The sequence below is a fragment of the Acinetobacter sp. MB5 genome (assembly GCF_003261585.1).
Classification (GTDB): domain Bacteria; phylum Pseudomonadota; class Gammaproteobacteria; order Pseudomonadales; family Moraxellaceae; genus Acinetobacter.
This window is the reverse complement of sequence record NZ_POVU01000001.1, coordinates 471,461-490,248: the sequence shown is the minus strand read 5'-3', so window position 1 is coordinate 490,248 and position 18,788 is coordinate 471,461. Positions and strand designations below refer to the sequence as shown.

17 protein-coding genes are annotated in these 18,788 nt (G+C 43.0%); 10 read left to right on the top strand and 7 right to left on the bottom strand.

The annotated features are described in order from the left end of the window. Positions 1-188: 188 nt before the first annotated feature. Positions 189-962 carry a pyrimidine utilization protein D gene (gene rutD / locus C1A47_RS02410; RefSeq protein ID WP_111892041.1) on the top strand — a complete coding sequence of 258 codons (774 nt, stop codon included), beginning with the start codon at positions 189-191 and terminating at the stop codon, positions 960-962. A 15-nt stretch (positions 963-977) separates the two neighbouring features. Further along, entirely contained in the window at positions 978-1,577 is a 600-nt protein-coding gene (locus tag C1A47_RS02405; protein ID WP_111892039.1) for a malonic semialdehyde reductase, read from the top strand. A gap of 53 nt (positions 1,578-1,630) precedes the next feature. Here C1A47_RS02405 and rutR read toward each other — a convergent pair whose 3' ends face one another. Further along, positions 1,631-2,263 (bottom strand): HTH-type transcriptional regulator RutR, encoded by a 633-nt coding sequence (rutR, locus tag C1A47_RS02400; protein ID WP_227539716.1) that lies wholly within the window; start codon positions 2,261-2,263, stop codon positions 1,631-1,633. Positions 2,264-2,564: 301 nt separating this feature from the next. Between rutR and rutA the strand changes: the two genes are divergently transcribed. The 5 genes from rutA to C1A47_RS02375 all read left to right on the top strand — a co-directional run bounded on the left by rutA (position 2,565) and on the right by C1A47_RS02375 (position 6,831). Next, the gene (rutA, locus tag C1A47_RS02395) at positions 2,565-3,683 is read left to right on the top strand and encodes a pyrimidine utilization protein A (RefSeq protein ID WP_111892202.1); all 1,119 of its coding nucleotides are present in this window, start codon (positions 2,565-2,567) and stop codon (positions 3,681-3,683) included. Continuing rightward, the gene (gene rutB, locus C1A47_RS02390; RefSeq protein WP_111892035.1) at positions 3,680-4,420 is read left to right on the top strand and encodes a pyrimidine utilization protein B; all 741 of its coding nucleotides are present in this window, start codon (positions 3,680-3,682) and stop codon (positions 4,418-4,420) included. The genes rutA and rutB overlap by 4 nt, the downstream gene beginning before the upstream one ends. 12 nt (positions 4,421-4,432) lie before the next feature. Continuing rightward, positions 4,433-4,813: a pyrimidine utilization protein C gene (gene rutC, locus C1A47_RS02385; RefSeq protein WP_111892033.1), complete on the top strand. Its 381-nt coding sequence runs from the start codon at positions 4,433-4,435 to the stop codon at positions 4,811-4,813. A 67-nt stretch (positions 4,814-4,880) separates the two neighbouring features. Further along, positions 4,881-5,453, top strand: coding sequence for an NADH-dependent FMN reductase RutF (gene rutF / locus C1A47_RS02380; RefSeq protein WP_111892031.1), 573 nt, complete (start codon positions 4,881-4,883; stop codon positions 5,451-5,453). A gap of 31 nt (positions 5,454-5,484) precedes the next feature. After that, positions 5,485-6,831 carry a solute carrier family 23 protein gene (locus tag C1A47_RS02375; protein ID WP_111892029.1) on the top strand — a complete coding sequence of 449 codons (1,347 nt, stop codon included), beginning with the start codon at positions 5,485-5,487 and terminating at the stop codon, positions 6,829-6,831. 70 nt (positions 6,832-6,901) lie between these two features. Here the strand turns inward: C1A47_RS02375 and trmA are convergent, their stop codons facing one another. Together trmA and putA are read right to left on the bottom strand one after the other, a co-directional pair. Continuing rightward, on the bottom strand, positions 6,902-7,987 hold the full coding sequence (gene trmA / locus C1A47_RS02370) for a tRNA (uridine(54)-C5)-methyltransferase TrmA (RefSeq protein WP_111892027.1): 1,086 nt from the start codon (positions 7,985-7,987) through the stop codon (positions 6,902-6,904). Between the two features lie 158 nt (positions 7,988-8,145). Then, a complete protein-coding gene (putA, locus tag C1A47_RS02365; protein ID WP_413772944.1) occupies positions 8,146-11,901 on the bottom strand; it encodes a trifunctional transcriptional regulator/proline dehydrogenase/L-glutamate gamma-semialdehyde dehydrogenase in 3,756 nt (1,251 codons plus the stop codon). Positions 11,902-12,017: 116 nt separating this feature from the next. Here putA and C1A47_RS02360 point away from each other — a divergent pair, with 116 nt between their 5' ends. Beyond that, the gene (locus C1A47_RS02360) at positions 12,018-12,503 is read left to right on the top strand and encodes an Lrp/AsnC ligand binding domain-containing protein (RefSeq protein ID WP_111892023.1); all 486 of its coding nucleotides are present in this window, start codon (positions 12,018-12,020) and stop codon (positions 12,501-12,503) included. A gap of 43 nt (positions 12,504-12,546) precedes the next feature. Here the strand turns inward: C1A47_RS02360 and putP are convergent, their stop codons facing one another. Then, a complete protein-coding gene (gene putP, locus C1A47_RS02355) occupies positions 12,547-14,043 on the bottom strand; it encodes a sodium/proline symporter PutP (protein ID WP_111892021.1) in 1,497 nt (498 codons plus the stop codon). A 559-nt stretch (positions 14,044-14,602) separates the two neighbouring features. Between putP and aspA the strand changes: the two genes are divergently transcribed. Together aspA and C1A47_RS02345 are read left to right on the top strand one after the other, a co-directional pair. After that, positions 14,603-16,048 (top strand): aspartate ammonia-lyase, encoded by a 1,446-nt coding sequence (gene aspA, locus C1A47_RS02350; protein ID WP_111892019.1) that lies wholly within the window; start codon positions 14,603-14,605, stop codon positions 16,046-16,048. A 60-nt stretch (positions 16,049-16,108) separates the two neighbouring features. Further along, entirely contained in the window at positions 16,109-16,543 is a 435-nt protein-coding gene (locus C1A47_RS02345; protein WP_111892017.1) for a GNAT family N-acetyltransferase, read from the top strand. On the opposite strand, the gene C1A47_RS02340 is transcribed toward C1A47_RS02345, so the two are convergent. Genes C1A47_RS02340 through C1A47_RS02330 form a run of 3 tightly spaced genes read right to left on the bottom strand, consistent with a single transcriptional unit; the run spans position 16,509 to position 18,704 of the window. After that, positions 16,509-17,225 carry an SIR2 family NAD-dependent protein deacylase gene (locus C1A47_RS02340; protein ID WP_111892015.1) on the bottom strand — a complete coding sequence of 239 codons (717 nt, stop codon included), beginning with the start codon at positions 17,223-17,225 and terminating at the stop codon, positions 16,509-16,511. The two genes, C1A47_RS02345 and C1A47_RS02340, sit on opposite strands and share 35 nt — an antisense overlap. Before the next feature lies 1 nt (position 17,226). Then, positions 17,227-18,156: an alpha/beta fold hydrolase gene (locus C1A47_RS02335; RefSeq protein WP_111892013.1), complete on the bottom strand. Its 930-nt coding sequence runs from the start codon at positions 18,154-18,156 to the stop codon at positions 17,227-17,229. Positions 18,157-18,164: 8 nt separating this feature from the next. Continuing rightward, positions 18,165-18,704 carry a PadR family transcriptional regulator gene (locus C1A47_RS02330; protein ID WP_111892011.1) on the bottom strand — a complete coding sequence of 180 codons (540 nt, stop codon included), beginning with the start codon at positions 18,702-18,704 and terminating at the stop codon, positions 18,165-18,167. Between the last annotated feature and the right edge of the window lie 84 nt (positions 18,705-18,788).

Genomic DNA, 18,788 nt, shown 5'->3' with positions numbered 1-18,788 from the left:
TGGGTTTTTATTTTCCAAAAGGTCAAAAAATAATTTTATGAAATTCATATGATCTGATTTTAAAAATATATCCATATAAATTCTTTATATAAATAATATAGTTAAGAGAATTTAAAATAAAACGGATATAGAGTATGGCATTTTAATTGCTAATCAATAATTAAAAATTGGACTATTTGGTTTAAAAAATGGCAGTTTCTCTTTATCGATCAACGAAGTCCCAAGCCAAAACTGTGGTGTTAAGTTCTGGTTTAGGTGGACATGCACAGTATTGGCAGTCACAAATTCCCGTTTTGCAACAGCATTTTCATGTGCTGACCTATGACCAAGAAGGCGTTTTTCCCGAGAGTGACATTCTTCCAGACAATTATTCTTTGCCTGCAATGGCGGTTGAATTACAGCAAATTCTAGAAGCAGAGAAAATTGATCAATGTCACTTTATTGGGCATGCGCTAGGTGGCTTTATTGGTTTGGAGCTGGCACGTTTAGCACCTCAGCTTGTTGAGAAACTGGTGGTGGTGAATGCTTGGGATCAACTTGATGCACATACCAATCGTTGTTTTGCGACGCGCTTAACCTTGTTACGTCAGGCAGGTGTCGCAGCGTATGTGCAGGCTCAGGCGTTGTTTTTGTATCCGCCTGCATGGATTTCAACACATGATCAGCAGCTTGTTCAGCAAGAGCAACATACGATTGCCCATTTTGCACCTTTAGAAAATGTAGAAAAGCGTTTGGCAGCATTACGTCAGTATCAACCTAAACACACGGCACGTGAAGTCAATCAGCCCGTTTTGGTGATTGCCAATCAGGATGATTTTTTAGTGCCTTGGCAACGTGGTCTGGCACTGTCTCGTTTAATTTCCCATGCAGATTTTGAGCTGTACCCAACAGGTGGGCATGCCAGTAGCGTGACCCAGACGGATTGGTTTAATCACTGTGTATTGCAATATTTATGTTCTTAAATCAAGGAAATCGTTATGAATAGTTTGAGTTTAAAACTGGAAGAATATGCTTTAGAAAAGTTGTTTAGTGAAGCGCGGACGCATAATGCGTGGCAAGACAAAGCGATTGCACCTGAGATGCTACAGGAGTTATATGATTTGCTGAAAATGGGGCCGACTTCAGCCAACTGTTCACCTGCACGTTTTGTATTTATTCAAAGTGCAGAAGCCAAAGCCAAGCTGAAACCTGCTTTGTCTTCAGGTAATGTTGAAAAAACCATGACGGCACCTGTCACTGTTTTAGTGGCGTATGACAGCGAATTTTATGAAAAGTTACCTGAGTTGTTTCCACATGGCGATGCGAGATCTTGGTTTACGTCAAGTCCAGAGCTTGCCCATGAAACTGCATTTCGTAATAGTTCCATGCAAGCCGCTTACTTAATTTTGGCGTGTCGTAGTTTAGGTTTGGATACAGGGCCAATGTCAGGTTTTAACCCAACACTGGTCGATGAAACTTTTTTGGCAGGGACAACATGGAAAACCAATCTGCTAATTAATATTGGTTATGGCAATCCTGAAAAACTCTATGGGCGTTTACCACGTTTGAGTTTTGAAGATGCCTGTCAGATTGTTTAATATCTTTCATATTTTTTAAGCGGACAGCTCAATCGGGTTGTCCGCTGAGCTGTTTAATGTTCCACAACCGTAGGAATCAGGCTTTCAATTAACAGTTGTTTCGAGGTTGTCAAAGCTTCTTGATAGAAGCTTTTATTTTTTAGAGTTTTGCCTGAAATGGCTTGGGTCTGCACTGCAAAATCAGAATAGTGTTGTGTCACTGCCCAAATATGAATAATTAAATGCAGCGCTGATACAGGCTTTAAACGCCCTTGTTCAATCCAGTCATTAATCACTGCGGTTTTCTGTTGCACCAGTTTTTTGAGTGAGCCTTTTAAAATCGTGTTGATATAGGGCGCACCTTGCATCATTTCCAGAGCATATAAACGTGACGCTTGTGGTGAGTCTTTGGCTAGCTGAAATTTTACATCCATATAATTTCCCAAAGCCTGTGCAGGATCTTGTTCTTTTTCCAGTTGATTGAGTGGCAATAACCATGCAGTCAGAACTTGTGACAACACAGCCACATATAAGTCATCTTTTCCAGCGAAGTAATAAAACAGATTGGATTTGGAAATACCAGCGGTCTCGGCAATTTGTTCCATGCTGGCACCTTGTAGTCCATAAGTGGAAAAAACCTCAAGTGCCGCTTTCAAAATGAGATGTTGTTTTTGTTGTGCATTTCTACTTTTTTTTACAGAGGTCATTGTTTCATCGTACATCGGGCTAACCTGATTTTCATTTGTGGCTATTGTAGCAAAGACTGGTACTGAAATAGGCAGGGTAGTGAGATTTGTGCGCAAAAAGTGCACGAAGCTTGTGCAGTTCTATTTTGATATTGCTTAATGTTGGACTAAATGGTCTAAATAATAAAACCATATGATAAATACAAATATCTGATATTTAATAATATAAAATATTGGCATTCAATTTGCATTATTAAAAATAAATACTGTGAGTGCACCACAGTCTTGATTTTCACACTTTATGGATAAACGAGGTGTCAGTATGCAAGTAGGTATTTTCTGTCCGATTGGGAACAATGGTTGGCTCATTTCTAAAAATGCACCACAGTACAAACCGACCTTTGAGTTGAACAAAGAAATTGTACAAAGCGCAGAGCAATATGGTTTTGATTTTGCATTGTCGATGATCAAACTACGCGGTTTCGGCGGCGAAACCGAGTTTTGGGACTATAACCTAGAAAGCTTTACCTTGATGTCAGGTTTGGCTGCCGTCACATCTAAAATCAAGATTTATGCAACCGCAGCAACACTGGTGATGCCACCTGCCATTGTGGCACGTATGGCGGCAACACTCGATTCAATTTCCAATGGCCGCTTTGGTCTCAATGTCGTCACAGGCTGGCAACGTCCTGAATACAGCCAAATGGGTATGTGGCCGGGAGATGAGTATTTTGGCAAGCGTTATCAGTATTTGTCGGAATATGTTCAAGTATTAAAACAGCTTTGGGCGACAGGAAAGTCGGACTTTAAAGGAGAGTTTTTCCAAATGGATGACTGTCAGGTGAAGCCTCAGCCATCGAAAGATTTAAAAATTATTTGTGCGGGTCAGTCCGATGAGGGTTTGGCATTCTCCGCACAATACGCTGACTATAACTTTGTCTTTGGTAAGGGTGTAAACACGCCAACCGCTTACGCCTCAATTAATGATCGTCTCAAAGCGCAAACCGATAAAACAGGGCGCGATGTCAGTACCTTTGTGCTGTTTATGGTGATTGCAGATGAAACCGATGAGCAGGCTTTCGCAAAATGGCAAAGCTATAACGATGGCGCAGACATGGAGGCAATTGGTTGGCTGCAAGATCAGGGGGGCAAAGACAAGATTTCAGGCAGTGACACCAATATTCGTCACATGGCTTCAAGCGTTTCACCTGTGAATATCAACATGGGAACATTGGTGGGTTCTTATGCCAAAGTCGCTGCCATGCTGGATGAAATTGCTGAAGTCAAAGGCACAGATGGCATTTTACTGACCTTCGATGACTTTGTTCTAGGGGTCAAAGATTTTGGTGAAAAAATTCAACCGTTAATGAAAAGCCGTACTTTGGCAGACAGTATCGTCGCAAGCCAAGTGACTAATCTTGCTATGGAGAAAAGCGCATGAGCCACTCAATCATCCGTGCCAGTTTTACCCAAGCCAACGCTCCGATTTTAAAGGCGGAACCCGAGTCCATTCAGCTCGATGCCAAACAAACTGCGTTGATTGTAGTCGATATGCAAAATGCCTATACCAGTCTGGGCGGCTATCTGGATTTGGCAGGTTTTGATGTATCGAAAACCCAGCCAGTCGTGAAACAGATTCAGCAGGCGATTGATGTAGCGCATGCTGCGGGTATTCAGGTGATTTTCTTTAAAAATGGTTGGGATGCCGACTATGTCGAAGCAGGTGGCGAAGGCTCTCCGAATTTTCATAAATCCAATGCCATTAAGACCATGAAGAAAAAGCCTGAGTTACAAGGCAAGCTCTTGGCTAAAGGTGGTTGGGATTATGAACTGATTGATGAATTACAACCTGCACCGCAAGATATTGTGATTGAAAAACCTCGTTATAGCGGTTTCTTTCATACCCAACTGGACAGCATTTTACGTGCGAAAGGTATTCGCAATTTAGTGTTTACAGGCATTGCGACCAACGTCTGTGTGGAATCAACTTTGCGTGATGGTTTCTTCTTGGAATATTTCGGTGTGTTGCTTGATGATGCCTGCTATCAGGCAGGGCCAGTTGAAGCGCATGAAGCGACTTTATTTAATGTCAAAACCTTCTTTGGTTGGGTGTCTGATACACAAAGTTTTGCAGAAAGTTTTGCCCCAGTGACTCAGCCCGAAGCTGAAGCGGTTTAAGGAGATTTTGCCATGCCCAAAAATGTGATTATTCCAGAAGGAACAGGTAAACCGCTTGCACCGTATGTCCCTGCAACCGAAGCTAACAATATTGTGTATGTCTCAGGCACATTGCCCCTCGATGCCAATAACGATGTAGTGCATGTGGGTGATGCCGCAGCACAAACCCGTTATGTGCTTGAAATCATTCAAAAGGTGATTGTCACTGCGGGTGGCAGCATGGATGACGTGACCTTTAATTCGATTTTTATTAAAGATTGGGCAGATTATGCTGCGATTAATCAGGTCTATGCCGAATTTTTCCCGAACGATAAACCCGCGCGTTATTGCATTCAATGTGGTTTGGTCAAAGCTGAAGCCTTAATTGAAATTGCCTCAGTCGCACATTTGTAATCGAGTTTTCAGGTAGCACTTGCCCTGTCGATGGGGCAAGCATCACGATGCATGCAAGGAGCAAACCATGAGTATTTTACAACCAAGTTCACATACGGCTGCTGCGTTGAATAAAATGATGGCACAAGCAGCAAAACCACCTGTTGAACTGACTGAAACACAAAAACAGTTTCGACAAGCCATGAGTAATCTGGCAGCAGCGGTGAATATTGTCACCACCGATGGCGAAGCAGGACGTGCAGGCTTTACCGCTTCAGCCGTGTGTAGCGTAACCGATAGTCCACCCACTTTGTTGGTCTGTCTAAATCGCAATGCTTCGGTCTACCCGATTTTTCAAAAAAACCAAGTGCTGTGTGTGAATACGTTGGCACAGCATCACACGCAACTCTCCAATCTGTTCGGTGGTAAAACCCCAATGCCCGAGCGTTTTGCTCAGGGAGAATGGCAGTCATTAACGACAGGCTCGCCTGTTTTAACAGATGCCGTGGTGGCATTTGACTGTAAAATTAATCAAATTGTCACAATTGGGACGCATGACATTTTATTTTGTGAAGTTCAACAATTACAATTGAATACGGGTGCGCAGGGACTGATCTATTTTGATCGTGCCTATCATCATCTAACACGTCATCAATCATGATCAACACCTTGATAAGCAAGGGAGTATTACTATGAAAGAAAGTTGGTTTAATCAATGGCGACCTTATCAAGGGAATCTGGAGCAAACCCCTGTTGCTACCAATGAATATCTACCCGCAGGGCAAACCTTTGTGCTCGGTATTCAACATGCTTTCGCCATGTTTGGTGCGACGGTACTCGCGCCATTGCTGATGGGTTTTGATCCGAGTCTGACCATGCTGATTACGGGGATTGGTACGATTATTTTCTTCCTGATCACAGGTGGGCGTGTTCCGAGTTATTTGGGTTCAAGCTTTGCATTTATTGGTGCGGTGGCTGCGGTGACAGGCTATAACGGGGTCGGGGCGAATCCTCATATTGCGTTGGCACTGGGAGGGATTATTGCCTGCGGTCTCGTGTACATGCTGGTCGGTTTACTGGTGATGAAAATCGGCACGGCATGGATTGAAAACTTGCTGCCGCCTGTGGTGACAGGTTCGATTGTGATGATCATCGGGTTGAACCTTGCACCTGTGACAATTAAAGGCGTGTCGGGAAATAGCTTTGATACATGGATGGCACTGGTCACAGTGTTGTGTATTGGGGGAATTGCAGTCTTTACCAAAGGCATGTTGCGCCGTTTACTGTTGCTGGTCGGTTTATTGCTGTCTTATGCATTGTATTTTGTTTTGGCAAATGTCTTGGGTTTAGGGAAACCGATTGATTTTGCTCCGATTGCCAATGCAGCATGGTTTGGTCTGCCAACATTCCATCATCCTGAATTTAGTTTAAATGCTGCATTATTGATTGCACCTGTAGCGATTATTCTGATTGCTGAAAACTTGGGTCATTTCAAAGCCGTCAGTGCTATGACTGGGCAAGATATCTCACCGTATATGGGGCGTGCCTTTTTTGCTGATGGTTTATGTACAACCTTATCGGCATCGATTGGTGGGACAGGCATGACTACCTATGCAGAAAACATTGGGGTCATGGCGGCAACGCGTATTTATTCCACTTTGGTGTTCGTGATTGCAGGCGTGTTTGCAATGTTGCTCGGCTTGTCACCCAAATTTGGGGCATTGGTCAGTACCATTCCAGTCGCTATTTTAGGTGGGGCATCCATTGTAGTCTTTGGTTTGATTACCATTGCAGGTGCGCGGATCTGGATGAGTAATCAGGTTGATTTTGCTCAAAATGGCAATATGCTGGTGGCGGCAATCACCATCATTATGGGGACAGGGAACTATTCATTGCATATTGGGGCGTTTGACTTGGGTGGAATCGGGACAGCAACGTTTGCTGCGATTTTACTGAATCTGGTGTTAAACCGAAAATCGGTACAGCCGAAGTCAGTTCAAGAACCTGCATTAAACGAATCGCATATCGCATCTAAATAAAGATGCCCTGTTAAAAAAACAGCCGATCATTGATCGGCTTTAATTTTTTGTTTGGCTTAATCTTAAAAGTTTAGATCTTTTCCAGTAACACACCACTTTCAACATGATGGGTATATGGGAACTGATCGAACAACGCAAAACGCTGAATACGGTGGGTTTGGCTCAACGTTTTCAGGTTGTCATGCAAAGTGTCTGGGTTACATGAAATATAAATGATGCGCTTAAACTGCTGTAAAAGTTGTAGGGTTGCATCATCAATGCCTGCGCGTGGTGGATCGACAAATACGGTATCAAACTGATATTCGCTGAGCGCGATTTGCGCTTCTTGCAAACGACGGAATTCACGTTCGCCATGAAAGGCTTGAGTAAATTCTTCAGCCGCTAAACGGGCAATCTGAATATTTTCAATCTGATTTTTTTCAATATTCCATTCGGCAGCGTAGACCGAAGATTTCGCCAGTTCTGTTGCCAGTACACGGTCAAACTTTTGTGAAAGCGGTAGGGTAAAGTTACCATTGCCACAGTACAACTCAAGTAAATGTCCAGAAGCATCACTTGCGACATCACAAGCCCAGTGCAGCATTTTTTCGCACACTTTGGCATTCGGCTGGGTAAAGCCACCTTCAATTTGCTTATAAAAATAGTTGTGGCCATCAACTTCAAGCTGTTCCACCACGAAGTCATCGGTCAGCACCAGCTTTTGTCCGCGGCTACGACCAATAATTTTAATGTTGAGTTGTTGCTCAAGGGCTTTCGCCGCAGCGATCCACTGTTCATCGAGTTTACGGTGATAAATCAGCGTCACCAGCATTTCACCGCTGAGCGTTGCCAAAAAGTCCACTTCAAATAAACGCTGGTGCAGTTGCGGTTCTGCTTTTAGGGCTTCAAGCAAGATTGGCATTAAATCATTAATGCTTTGTGCGGCAATCGGGAAGTTGTCGACACGAACCACTTGTTTTTCTTTGTTGTCGGTGTTGCGTTCAAACATCGCATAAAACAAGTCTGTGTCGGTATGCCAAATGCGAAATTCTGCGCGCATACGAAAATGCTGTTCAGGTGAATCGAACACTTCAAGATTTGGCGTTTGGAATTCGGCAAACTGGGTGCGAATACGTTCGACTTTGGCTTGCAGTTGTTGTTGATATGCAGAGGTCATGAACAAAAAAATACACGTTAAACGAAAGCGGCAATCTTAACAAACTCGACTGCATTAGCCTAGTTTTGCGCTGCAATTGCCTAAAAAGAAAAAAACCTCTGCCATGAACGAAGCATGACAGAGGCACTGAGGGAGAGCTGAGGAAATAAAGTTATGGATTAGTCAGCCATCGTCATCAGGCTGGCGTTACCCCCTGCTGCTGCGGTGTTAATACTAATCGCACGTTCAATCACTAAACGTTCCAGTGGAATATCGGCACTGTTATTTGACATGTGAGTGATGCCGACAATGGCACCTGTGCGCGTTGCCATTACTTTTTGCAATGCTTCAAGTTCTTGGATCGAACCGTGATGCAGCACAGCGTCATAGTTGGCTTTGACAATGTCATCGGTCAACTGAATGGCATCCAGAATTTGTTTAGGCAATGACTGTGCATATTTGGCAAAGAATGCATTGTCACGCTTTAATGCAACTTTTGAGTTGACTGCGAAAATAGCCAGTAATTGATAAACCTGTTCTTGTTCAGTGGTTGCCAGTGACAACACACGTTCACGTGGCAAAATCACATACTGGTTGCTTTCACCTGTAGGACCTTGCAATTCATAGATTTTATCGACCATGAAGCTTGGAATAGCATTTGTGTTGATGCCACTGATGTTTTTCGCAGCCCATGCTTTAAATGCTTGGTAGTTTTGAGTTGCGACTGCATTTTGATCGACCAATGTGGTTTTTACTGCAAATGGTGTCGTCAAACCTGCTGATGCATGATCTTGCATTAAGCGATACAAATACAACGGACCGCCTGCTTTTGGACCTGTACCCGACAAGCCTTCGCCACCAAACGGCTGTACACCCACCACTGCACCGACAATATTACGGTTAATGTACAGGTTACCCACATGTGCAGAATCAACGACTTTTTGAATGGTTTCATCAATACGGGTATGTAAGCCCATGGTTAAACCATAACCTTTGTCATTGATTTGCTGCATTAAGGCATCAAGTTCGCCGTATTTATAGGTCACCACGTGTAACACTGGGCCGAATACTTCACGCTCTAAATCATTGAGGTTTGGTAACTCAATTAATGTTGGGGGTACAAAAGTACCTTGTCCAAGTTGAGCTTGAGTCGCTGTTTGATCGAACATCAGTTGATGTACAGGGTAGCCTTTGCCTTGCATTTTGTTAATATGGCGTTGAATGTTTTGTTGAGCTTCACTGTCAATCACTGGGCCAATATCAGTTTTCAAAAGGTAAGGATTACCCACACGAAGCTGTTGCATCGCGCCTTTGAGCATGGTCAATACGGTTTTGGCATTGTCTTCTTGAACACACAAAATACGCAGTGCTGAACAACGCTGACCTGCGCTGTCAAATGCCGAGTTGACTGCATCAAACACCACTTGTTCAGTGAGTGCAGATGAATCGACGATCATGGCATTTTGACCGCCAGTTTCTGCAATCAAGGTCACAGGTTGACCATGTTGAGTCAAACGCTGAGCCACAGTTTTTTGCAGGATTTTCGCAACTTCAGTTGAACCTGTGAACATAATGCCGCTGATGCGTGCATCTTGGCTGAGTTTCGCACCGATAGTTTCACCTTGACCTGGCATGAACTGGAGAACCGCTTGTGGAACACCCGCTTCATGCAGCATTTTTACGGCTTGGAAAGCAACCAATGGGGTTTGTTCAGCAGGTTTGGCAATCACGCAGTTGCCTGTGACCAACGCCGCAGCGATTTGCCCTGTGAAAATTGCCAATGGGAAGTTCCATGGGCTGATACACAAGATGGTTCCCAAGCTTTGCAATGCTTTTTGATTTGGGAAATGCTGTGCTTGTTTTGCGTAATAACGTAAGAAATCAACCGCTTCACGAACCTCTGCAATTGCATTGGCATAAGTTTTACCGCTTTCACGGCACAGTAAAACCAACAGTTCGAGCAGACGTTCTTCCATCAAGTCGGCAGCACGTTCCAACGCTTGAGCACGCAAGACCACAGGGGTATTTTGCCAAGTGCTATGTTGCGATTGTGCTTGAGCTAAGGCTTGTTCAACTTGCTCAACCGTTGCTTCATTGACATGACCGACAATATCTTTGTGATTTGCAGGGTTGATCACAGCTTGACTGTTGCCCTGAGCATCAGCCGCTTGACCTGCAACTAACGCTTGACTGTACCATTGATGTTGAGCAAAGCGTTTTGCAACCGCATTTAATTCTTCAAGACAGCTATCATTGGCAAGGTCAAAACCTTTTGAGTTAACGCGGTCTAGGCTATACAAATTCTTTGGAAATGGAATTGAGGCATGTTTCAAACCGACTGTTTTGTCATGTTGGGTATTTTGCTCAATTTCTTTCATTGGTGATTGAATCAAATCATCAATTTTAAGATTTTGGTCTGCAATACGGTTGACGAAAGACGTATTCGCACCATTTTCCAGTAAACGACGAACCAAATAAGCCAACAAGGTTTCATGCGTACCCACTGGCGCATAAATACGACATGGTACACCGAGTTTTCCTTCAGCTTTTGAACCGACGACATTTTCATACAAGGGTTCGCCCATGCCGTGTAGACATTGGAATTCGTACTGCCCAGGGTAGTATTTTTCAGGGTTCGCAAGGTTGTAAATCGTTGCCAAAGTTTGTGCGTTGTGACTCGCAAACTGTGGGTAGATATAGTCAGGCTCAGCCAGTAATTTTTTCGCACAGGCAACATAAGACAAGTCTGTATGCACTTTACGGGTATAAACAGGGTAGTCGCTCATCCCATCAATTTGTGCTTTCTTGATTTCGCTGTCCCAATACGCACCTTTCACCAAACGAATCATCAGGCGTTTCTTGCTGCGTTTTGCCAGATCAATAATATAGTCAACTACGAAGAAGCAGCGTTTTTGATAGGCCTGAATCACAAAGCCAATGCCTTTCCAGTCTGCTAAATCTGGCTCAAAACATAAACGCTCAAGAAGTTCTAAAGACAGTTCAAGACGATCCGTTTCTTCTGCGTCAATATTTAAGCCAATATTGTACTGTTTCGCCAAACGCGCCAATTCTAAAACACGGCTATACAGTTCGGTGTGAACGCGGTCATGTTGTGCGCGTTGGTAGCGTGGGTGAATCGCAGATAATTTAATTGAAATCCCTGCACCTGTATAAACGTCTTTATCTACTGTTGCTTTACCGATGGCGTGAATCGCAGAAACATAATCCTGCATATAACGGTCTGCATCGCTTTCAGTAAATGCCGCTTCGCCCAACATGTCGTATGAATAGCGGAAACCTTTCGCTTCTAAAGTTTTTGCGTGGTTAAGCGCCGCTTCAATGGTTTCACCTGTGACGAACTGTTCGCCCATCATACGCATTGCAACGTCAACGGCTTTACGAATAATGCCACGACCACTGCGTGCCAAAATGCCCGTTAAGATACTCGATAAACTGGTTTTGCTTGGCTGCATGATTTTGCCAGTCAGCATTAAACCCCATGCCGCAGCATTGACAAACATCAAGCTACTTTGACCCACGTGTTCTTTCCAGTTCCCTTGATTAATCTTGTCACGGATCAGCAAATCACGGGTTGCTTTATCTGGAATACGAAGCAGTGCTTCTGCCAAACACATCAGTGCCACGCCTTCTTGGGAAGATAAAGAGAACTCTTGAAGTAAGCCTTGCACAATCCCGGCTTTACCCGCAGAGGCTTTACGCTCACGTAAGCCTGATGACAAACGGAAAGCAAGTTCGTAGATTTTTTTGTCCAATTCACTTGGCAATTGGGCAAATTGTAAAAGTTGTTGTACTGCCTCAGGCTCAGGGCGGCGCCATGCCTGATTAATCTTGCTTTCGAAATTATTTTTCTCATCGAAAACAGTGATATCGGTAACAGTGGTCGATTGAGTTGCAGTGACCTTTTCAGTTTCCATCATGGCGCGTGTCCTGTTGCTAAAAAAATTGAACCAGAGGTGGATTAAATCTATAATTACAGAATTATTACCGAATAACTCACTATAATTCGGCTTCTTTTTAGAGAAAAATTTATATGTCAGACGCTTTTTTTAGCCTAGACCGTACAGACCTCAAAATTCTGGATTTATTACAGAAAGATGGGCGTGTTTCTAATATTAAATTAGCAGAAGCGGTTAATTTATCACCTACAGCAGTGATGGCACGTGTGCAGAAGCTCAATAAAGAAAACTTTATTTTGGGCTACCACGCACATCTCAATCCTGAAAAACTGCAAGCGGGTTTTTTAGTGTTTGTCGAGATTTTATTGGATAAAACCACACCGCATGTTCTGGAAGATTTTATTGAGGCAGTTCAGGAGCACCCTGAAATTTTAGAGTGCCACATGACCAGTGGCGGTTTTGATTTTGTGGTCAAGATTCGCAGTCAAAATATGGACGAGTTTCGCCGTATCGCAGGGCAGGTGCTTTGGCATTTACCAGGTGTGAAGGAAACGCGCAGTTATCCAGTCATGCAAGTCGTCAAAGAAACCACGCAAATTAAGTTACACAGCAAGAAATAAAAAAGGCATGCCAGAGCATGCCTTTTTGGGTGACGAGAATCTATTAATTATGCTCTCGACGATAAATATCTTCCGCTTGTTCAAAACGCTCAACAACATCACGAGCAGGTTGCTTGCTGATCAAGCTCACCACAATAATGGTTAATGTTGCAAGAATGAAGCCCGGGATAATCTCGTAGATGCCTGTAGCGGCAAATACGTTTTTCCATAAGATGACAGTCACAGCACCAACAACCATACCTGCAACCGCACCGCTTAGCGTCATGCGTTTCCAGATTAAAGATAGAATGATCAATGGACCAAATGCAGCGCCAAAACCAGCCCATGCATACGACACCAAACCTAAAACTTTACTGTCAGGGTTGCTTGCCAAGATAATGGCAAAGACTGCGATTGCAAGAACCATTAAACGACCCACCCAAACCAATTCTTTTTGTGAAGCATTTTTACGGATAAATGCCTTATAAAAGTCTTCGGTCAGTGTGGTCGAGCACACCAAAAGCTGACAGCTCAGCGTACTCATCACCGCAGAGAGAATCCCTGCCATGACAATCCCTGCAATCCATGGGTTAAATAGAATTTGAGTTAATTCCATAAACACCAATTCAGAGTTGCTGCCGACTTTGCCTGCAAGTTCAGGATGTGCTTGGAAGAATGCAATCCCAAAGAAGCCTGCGCCTACAGCACCGAGCAGACATAAAATCATCCATGACATACCAATGCGGCGTGCAGCAGGAATAGATTTTACAGAGTCAGCCGCCATGAAACGGACAAGAATATGCGGTTGACCAAAATAACCTAAGCCCCATGCCATTGAAGAAAGAATGGCAATCTTAGATAAATTGGAGAACATGTCATAGGCATGTGGACGTGCAGCTTCAACCAGTTGCGTAAACTGTGCTTGACCATCACCAATCGCTAAATAGGTAAATACAGGCGTCAAGAACAATGCAAAGAGCATCATTGCAGCTTGGAAAGTGTCTGTCCAACTAATCGCCAAGAAACCACCAATACACACATAGCTGATCGTTGCGATTGCACTGACCCATAACGCAGTGGTGTAATCCATATGGAAAATGGTTTCAAATAAGCGCGCACCTGCGACCATACCTGAAGCACAGTAAATTGAGAAGAAAATCAAAATGGTCAGTGCGGATACAATTCGCAATACACGTTTCGTATCATTGAAACGGTTTGTGAAATAGTCAGGCAAGGTAAGCGCATTGTTTTGAACTTCGGTATGAACGCGTAGACGACCAGCAACAAATCGCCAGTTGAGCCAAGCACCAATAGTCAAGCCAATGGCAATCCAAGCTTCAGATAAGCCTGCTGCATAAATAGCGCCTGGTAGCCCCATAAGTAACCAGCCACTCATGTCAGATGCGCCTGCTGACAAAGCAGTGACAAAACTGCCTAGGCTGCGACCTCCAAGAATATAATCGGAAAAGTCGCGAGTTGAACGGTACGCATATAAGCCAATACAAACCATGGCAATAATATACAGAATAAAGGTAATAACGGTCGGATTAGTATAGTTCATAGATCATCCTGTCTAAAAAACGGTCCGTGTGTTGCTGCCAACAAGTGAATTAAATCTATAATTACAAATTAATTACCGAATAACTCACTATAATCAGGCGGTTTTTTAGAGGGAAATTCAGATGTAATGATGAAATAATTGAGGATAAAAAATCATCAAAATGTGAATGAAATTTTGCTGCGGTACGGGTTAGGCACCGAGAATATCGCGTCATCAGACAAGTTTCACTGCATATTACTGTGTAATCTAATGCAGCATAACGTGCGACATTTTAGAGCAATTCGACCTATTGACACAAAGCGAAAAACATCAAAAATTACTATTTTTTGATCAATGTGCTGCAAGTTGATTAAATTTTAATAAGTCAGAGACGCATTTTTATAAAAATATTCGAATCTCATTTGAGATAAATTAACAGCTTAAAATGACCATTAGGTTAAAAATTACACTTCGGGAACAAAATAAAGAAAGAAATAGCAATTTGGCTAAGGCTATCACATTCAATTTTCTTTAAGCTAGTCGTGCACAGTTGAAGTGCATTATTTGTTAAGGGTTTAACATGGATAGCGTTCAAGCCAATCGATTAGAAAAAGATTTATTAGGAATTAAACAAGTACCAAATCATTGCTACTACGGCATACATACAGTAAGGGCATTGGAAAATTTTAAAATTTCATCCTTAAGGATTGGGCAACAACCTCATTTTCTACGTGCGCTTGCACAGGTAAAAAAGGCATCTGCTCAGGCCAATCTGGATGTTGGGAAAATTAATCAGCAGATTAGCCTTGCGATTCAAAGAGCATGTGATCTGATTATTCAAAGTCCAGAACATTGGCATAAGGAGTTTCCACTCGATGTTTATCAGGGTGGAGCAGGTACCTCCATCAACATGAACACCAATGAAGTGATTGCCAATATTGCACTGGAAATGATGGGCTATCGTAAAGGGCAATATGAAATGTTGCACCCGAATGATCATGTCAATAAGTCTCAGTCGACCAATGATGTGTATCCAACGGCATTACGCTTAGCGACCTATAATTTTCTGGATCTGTTATTTGAACAAATGCAGCAACTCATTGCCTCTTTTGAAAATAAGGCACTTGAGTTCAAATCGGTGTTGAAAATGGGACGGACTCAATTGCAAGATGCTGTGCCTATGACACTTGGGCAAGAGTTCCATGCCTTTTCTACCTTATTAAAAGAAGATGTGCGTCTGATTAAAAGCACGCGTGAGCTGCTTCTTGAAATTAATTTGGGTGCAACCGCGATTGGGACAGGTGTGAACACTGTGCCTGGTTATGCCAAGTTGGTGACTCACTATTTAAAAGAGGTTACGGGTTTAAAGCTACGAACCAGCGAAGACTATATCGAAGCAACCAGTGACTGCGGTGTATTTATTGTTTTATCGAGTGCCTTGAAACGGCTCGCGGTCAAGCTCAGTAAGATTTGTAATGACTTGCGTTTGTTGAGTTCAGGGCCACGAGCGGGTTTTGGAGAGATTCATTTACCTGAAATGCAGGCGGGTTCTTCGATTATGCCTGCCAAGATTAATCCTGTGATTCCAGAAGTGGTCAATCAGATTGCGTTTAAAGTCATTGGAAATGATCTGACGATTACGCTGGCAGCGGAAGCAGGGCAATTACAACTCAATGCCATGGAACCTGTGATTGCGCATTCAATTCACGAATCAATTTCATTATTGACTCAAGCGGTACGGACTCTGGATGAAAAATGTATTCAAGGTGTTCGTGCCAATGCGCAAGTTTGTCGGGATTCTGTGATGCGTAGTGTCGGGATTGTGACTCTACTTGATCCAATTTTAGGACATAGTTTGTGTGATGAAATTGGAAAACAAAGTATTGCTGAAAATAAAACCATTCCTGAAGTGGTGTTACAGCGAGGGCTACTGACACAAGAACAGCTCGATGATGTTTTTAAGGTTGAAAATCTGGTTTCAGAAATTGTTGTGGTGCCTGACGAGGAATTTGTGCAAGCCAGCTAGCACCATCTAAAATCGTAGCCATCTTCGGATGGCTATTTTTATGAATAAAAAAGAGGGAATATGAAAATACGTAACATTAAAATTGAAGATGCAGAACACCTTATTCCATTGTTAGATACTTTGGACTATCCCAATACCGCTGGATTCATTCAGCAAAAAGTTCAACAGATCATCGAAAATCCAAACGAATACTGCTTTGTTGCAGAAGATGATCAAGGCAAGATTGCGGGATTTATCTCGATTTCGATTATTTTACAAATTGCCTTGCAAGGTGATTTTGCTCGGATTGGTTATTTTGCAGTTGCAGAAGGCTATCGTAGTCAGGGTGTTGGGCAATTGCTGGAAGAAAAATGTGTGGAAGTTGCTCAAGAGCGTCAGTGCGACCGAATTGAACTGCACTGTGCCGAGCGACGTACACGTGCCCAGCAATTTTATTATCGTCAAGGCTATGTTGAATCACCTAAATATTTGATGAAGAAGCAGTCAGTTGTGTAAATAGTTCAGTCATTCCTTGTGTAGCGGTGGTCTGAATGAGGTTGTACTGAGACGGTACGGCAGTGTGACTGGCTTTCGGGTCAATATAAAAGGCCCGACAGTGCTGAGGAATATGATGAATCAAGCCTGCGACAGGATAAACCTGCAAAGTTGAGCCAATCACGATAAAAATATCGGCCAGACGAACGATTTGCTGTGCATGGTCATATTCGGGAACGGCTTCACCAAACCACACTACATGCGGGCGAAGTGGAGAACCATCATCGGCAAAGTCTCGGTCTAAGCGAAGTTCCCAGCCGTCAATCGGATAATACTGTTCCTGCTGTTCAAACATATTGGGCGCTGAGCTTTTGGCAAACCGAATATTGCCATGTAAATGGATCACATCTTGACTGCCTGCGCGTTCATGCAAGTCATCAATATTTTGGGTAATGACGGTGACATCAAAATAATCTTGCAGTGCTGCAATCAGCTCATGTGCACGGTTAGGCTGAGCCGCTAGAATTTGTTTGCGTCGTTCATTGTAGAAACGTTGTACCAAATCAGGTTGGCGTGCCCATGCCTCAGGTGTCGCAACATCCTCAATGGCATAGTTTTCCCAGAGCCCATCTGCATCACGAAAAGTTCGAATGCCACTTTCGGCACTCATGCCTGCACCTGAAAACACCACCAGTTTTTGCATATTATTCACTCGTGCTTGAAGTGTGCTGATAAAGAAACTGACCAATCATTTGTGTAAATTTTTTAGGTTCAGAAACTAAAGGAGTATGTCCTGAGCGATCAAATTCAACACCTTGAGCCTGATCAATACTGTCGACAATTAAACGCTGCCCTGTAATAGGATAGAGTTTTGACTGAGCACCCATAAAAAAAGTACTTGGACAGCTTAACTGTTGCAAGGCTTGCCGATAATCCTGATCATGATACAGATAGGTGTCGACATACCAGGCCAAATAATCGAGACGCTGCATTGGCAGGACAATAGATTGCAAAATGCTGTGACGTTGAGCGGCCTTAAACAGGGTTGGAAACAGTGAATTACTGCTTTGAAACTCAAGAAGTTGATGCCAGACATCAATCAGATGAAAGCGTTCATGTGCAGAGAGTTCATGAATATATTGATGTGGTCGATAAGTCTTGAGTAGTTTTGAAAGTGCTTGCAAACGTTGTTTAAAAATTTGATGTTGATCGGAAAATAAGCCATAAGACCATGATTCATCTACGGTGATTTTAGGACTCTGATCAATATGCAAGTAGGCTTTTAAATGTTGTTGTAGCCCACCGTATGCCATGCCATGCATGGCAGTTGTTGCCCCCATGGAATAGGCAATCAGTATGAATGGGTTGAGGTGCTTATGCTCAAGTAAATCACTGATATCTTGCCAATGACTGGAAATTGCATCGAGGTTTTCAGGAATCTGACAGTTTTGAGAATGCCCAAAGCCGCGCCAGTCAGGAATAATAAAATGAAAGTCTTTTCGGTAAGGATATAAAAATGGTAGCCACTGCCAGCTTTTCATGCCTAGACCTGAAAGCACTAAAACAGGCTGTTTCCCTTGACCAAATTCACGTACAAAAAGTGCCTGTTGGTCTCGCATGACATAAAAGGGCATAGATCACCTTAATCGTGTAACGTTTCTAATGCTGGAATAAGCTTTTGTAACCATTTAATCCATTCCAACTCAAGTTGTATGCCCAATTCTAGAATCATTTTGTGAATATATAAGGTGCGTTGTTGGGGTGTACCCTGAGCAAAGTCTTTTTGGTAGATCAACTCATAAGTATGTAAAGTTTCTTTGTGCAGCGCTAAGTGGCGTTGTAATTCGGGTAAAACCAGATTACCACCAATCTGTGCCTCTGCACGAAGGCGTACCATTAAATCTTCACGGAGCTGGGCAGGCGGGCTTTGCTTGCTCATCCATTCTGCCAGTTCAATTCGACCCAACTGTTCCACCTGATAAAGCTTTTTTCTTGACGGATTAGGCAACTCTTCTAAAGTTGAAATCCAGCCTTTTTGTAGCATATGGTTGAGTTCACGATAAATCTGTTGATGGGTTGCATTCCAAAAGTAGCCCATGGAACGGTCAAAGCGCCGTGCCAATTCGAAGCCTGTACTTGGTTGCTCCAGTAAACTGGTCAATAAAACATGGGCAAGTGACATAATCGCGACAAATGATAAAAATGACTGAATAGATTATGCAACAAGTTGCATTGAATGTGAAACTTGATTATAAATGAATGCAAC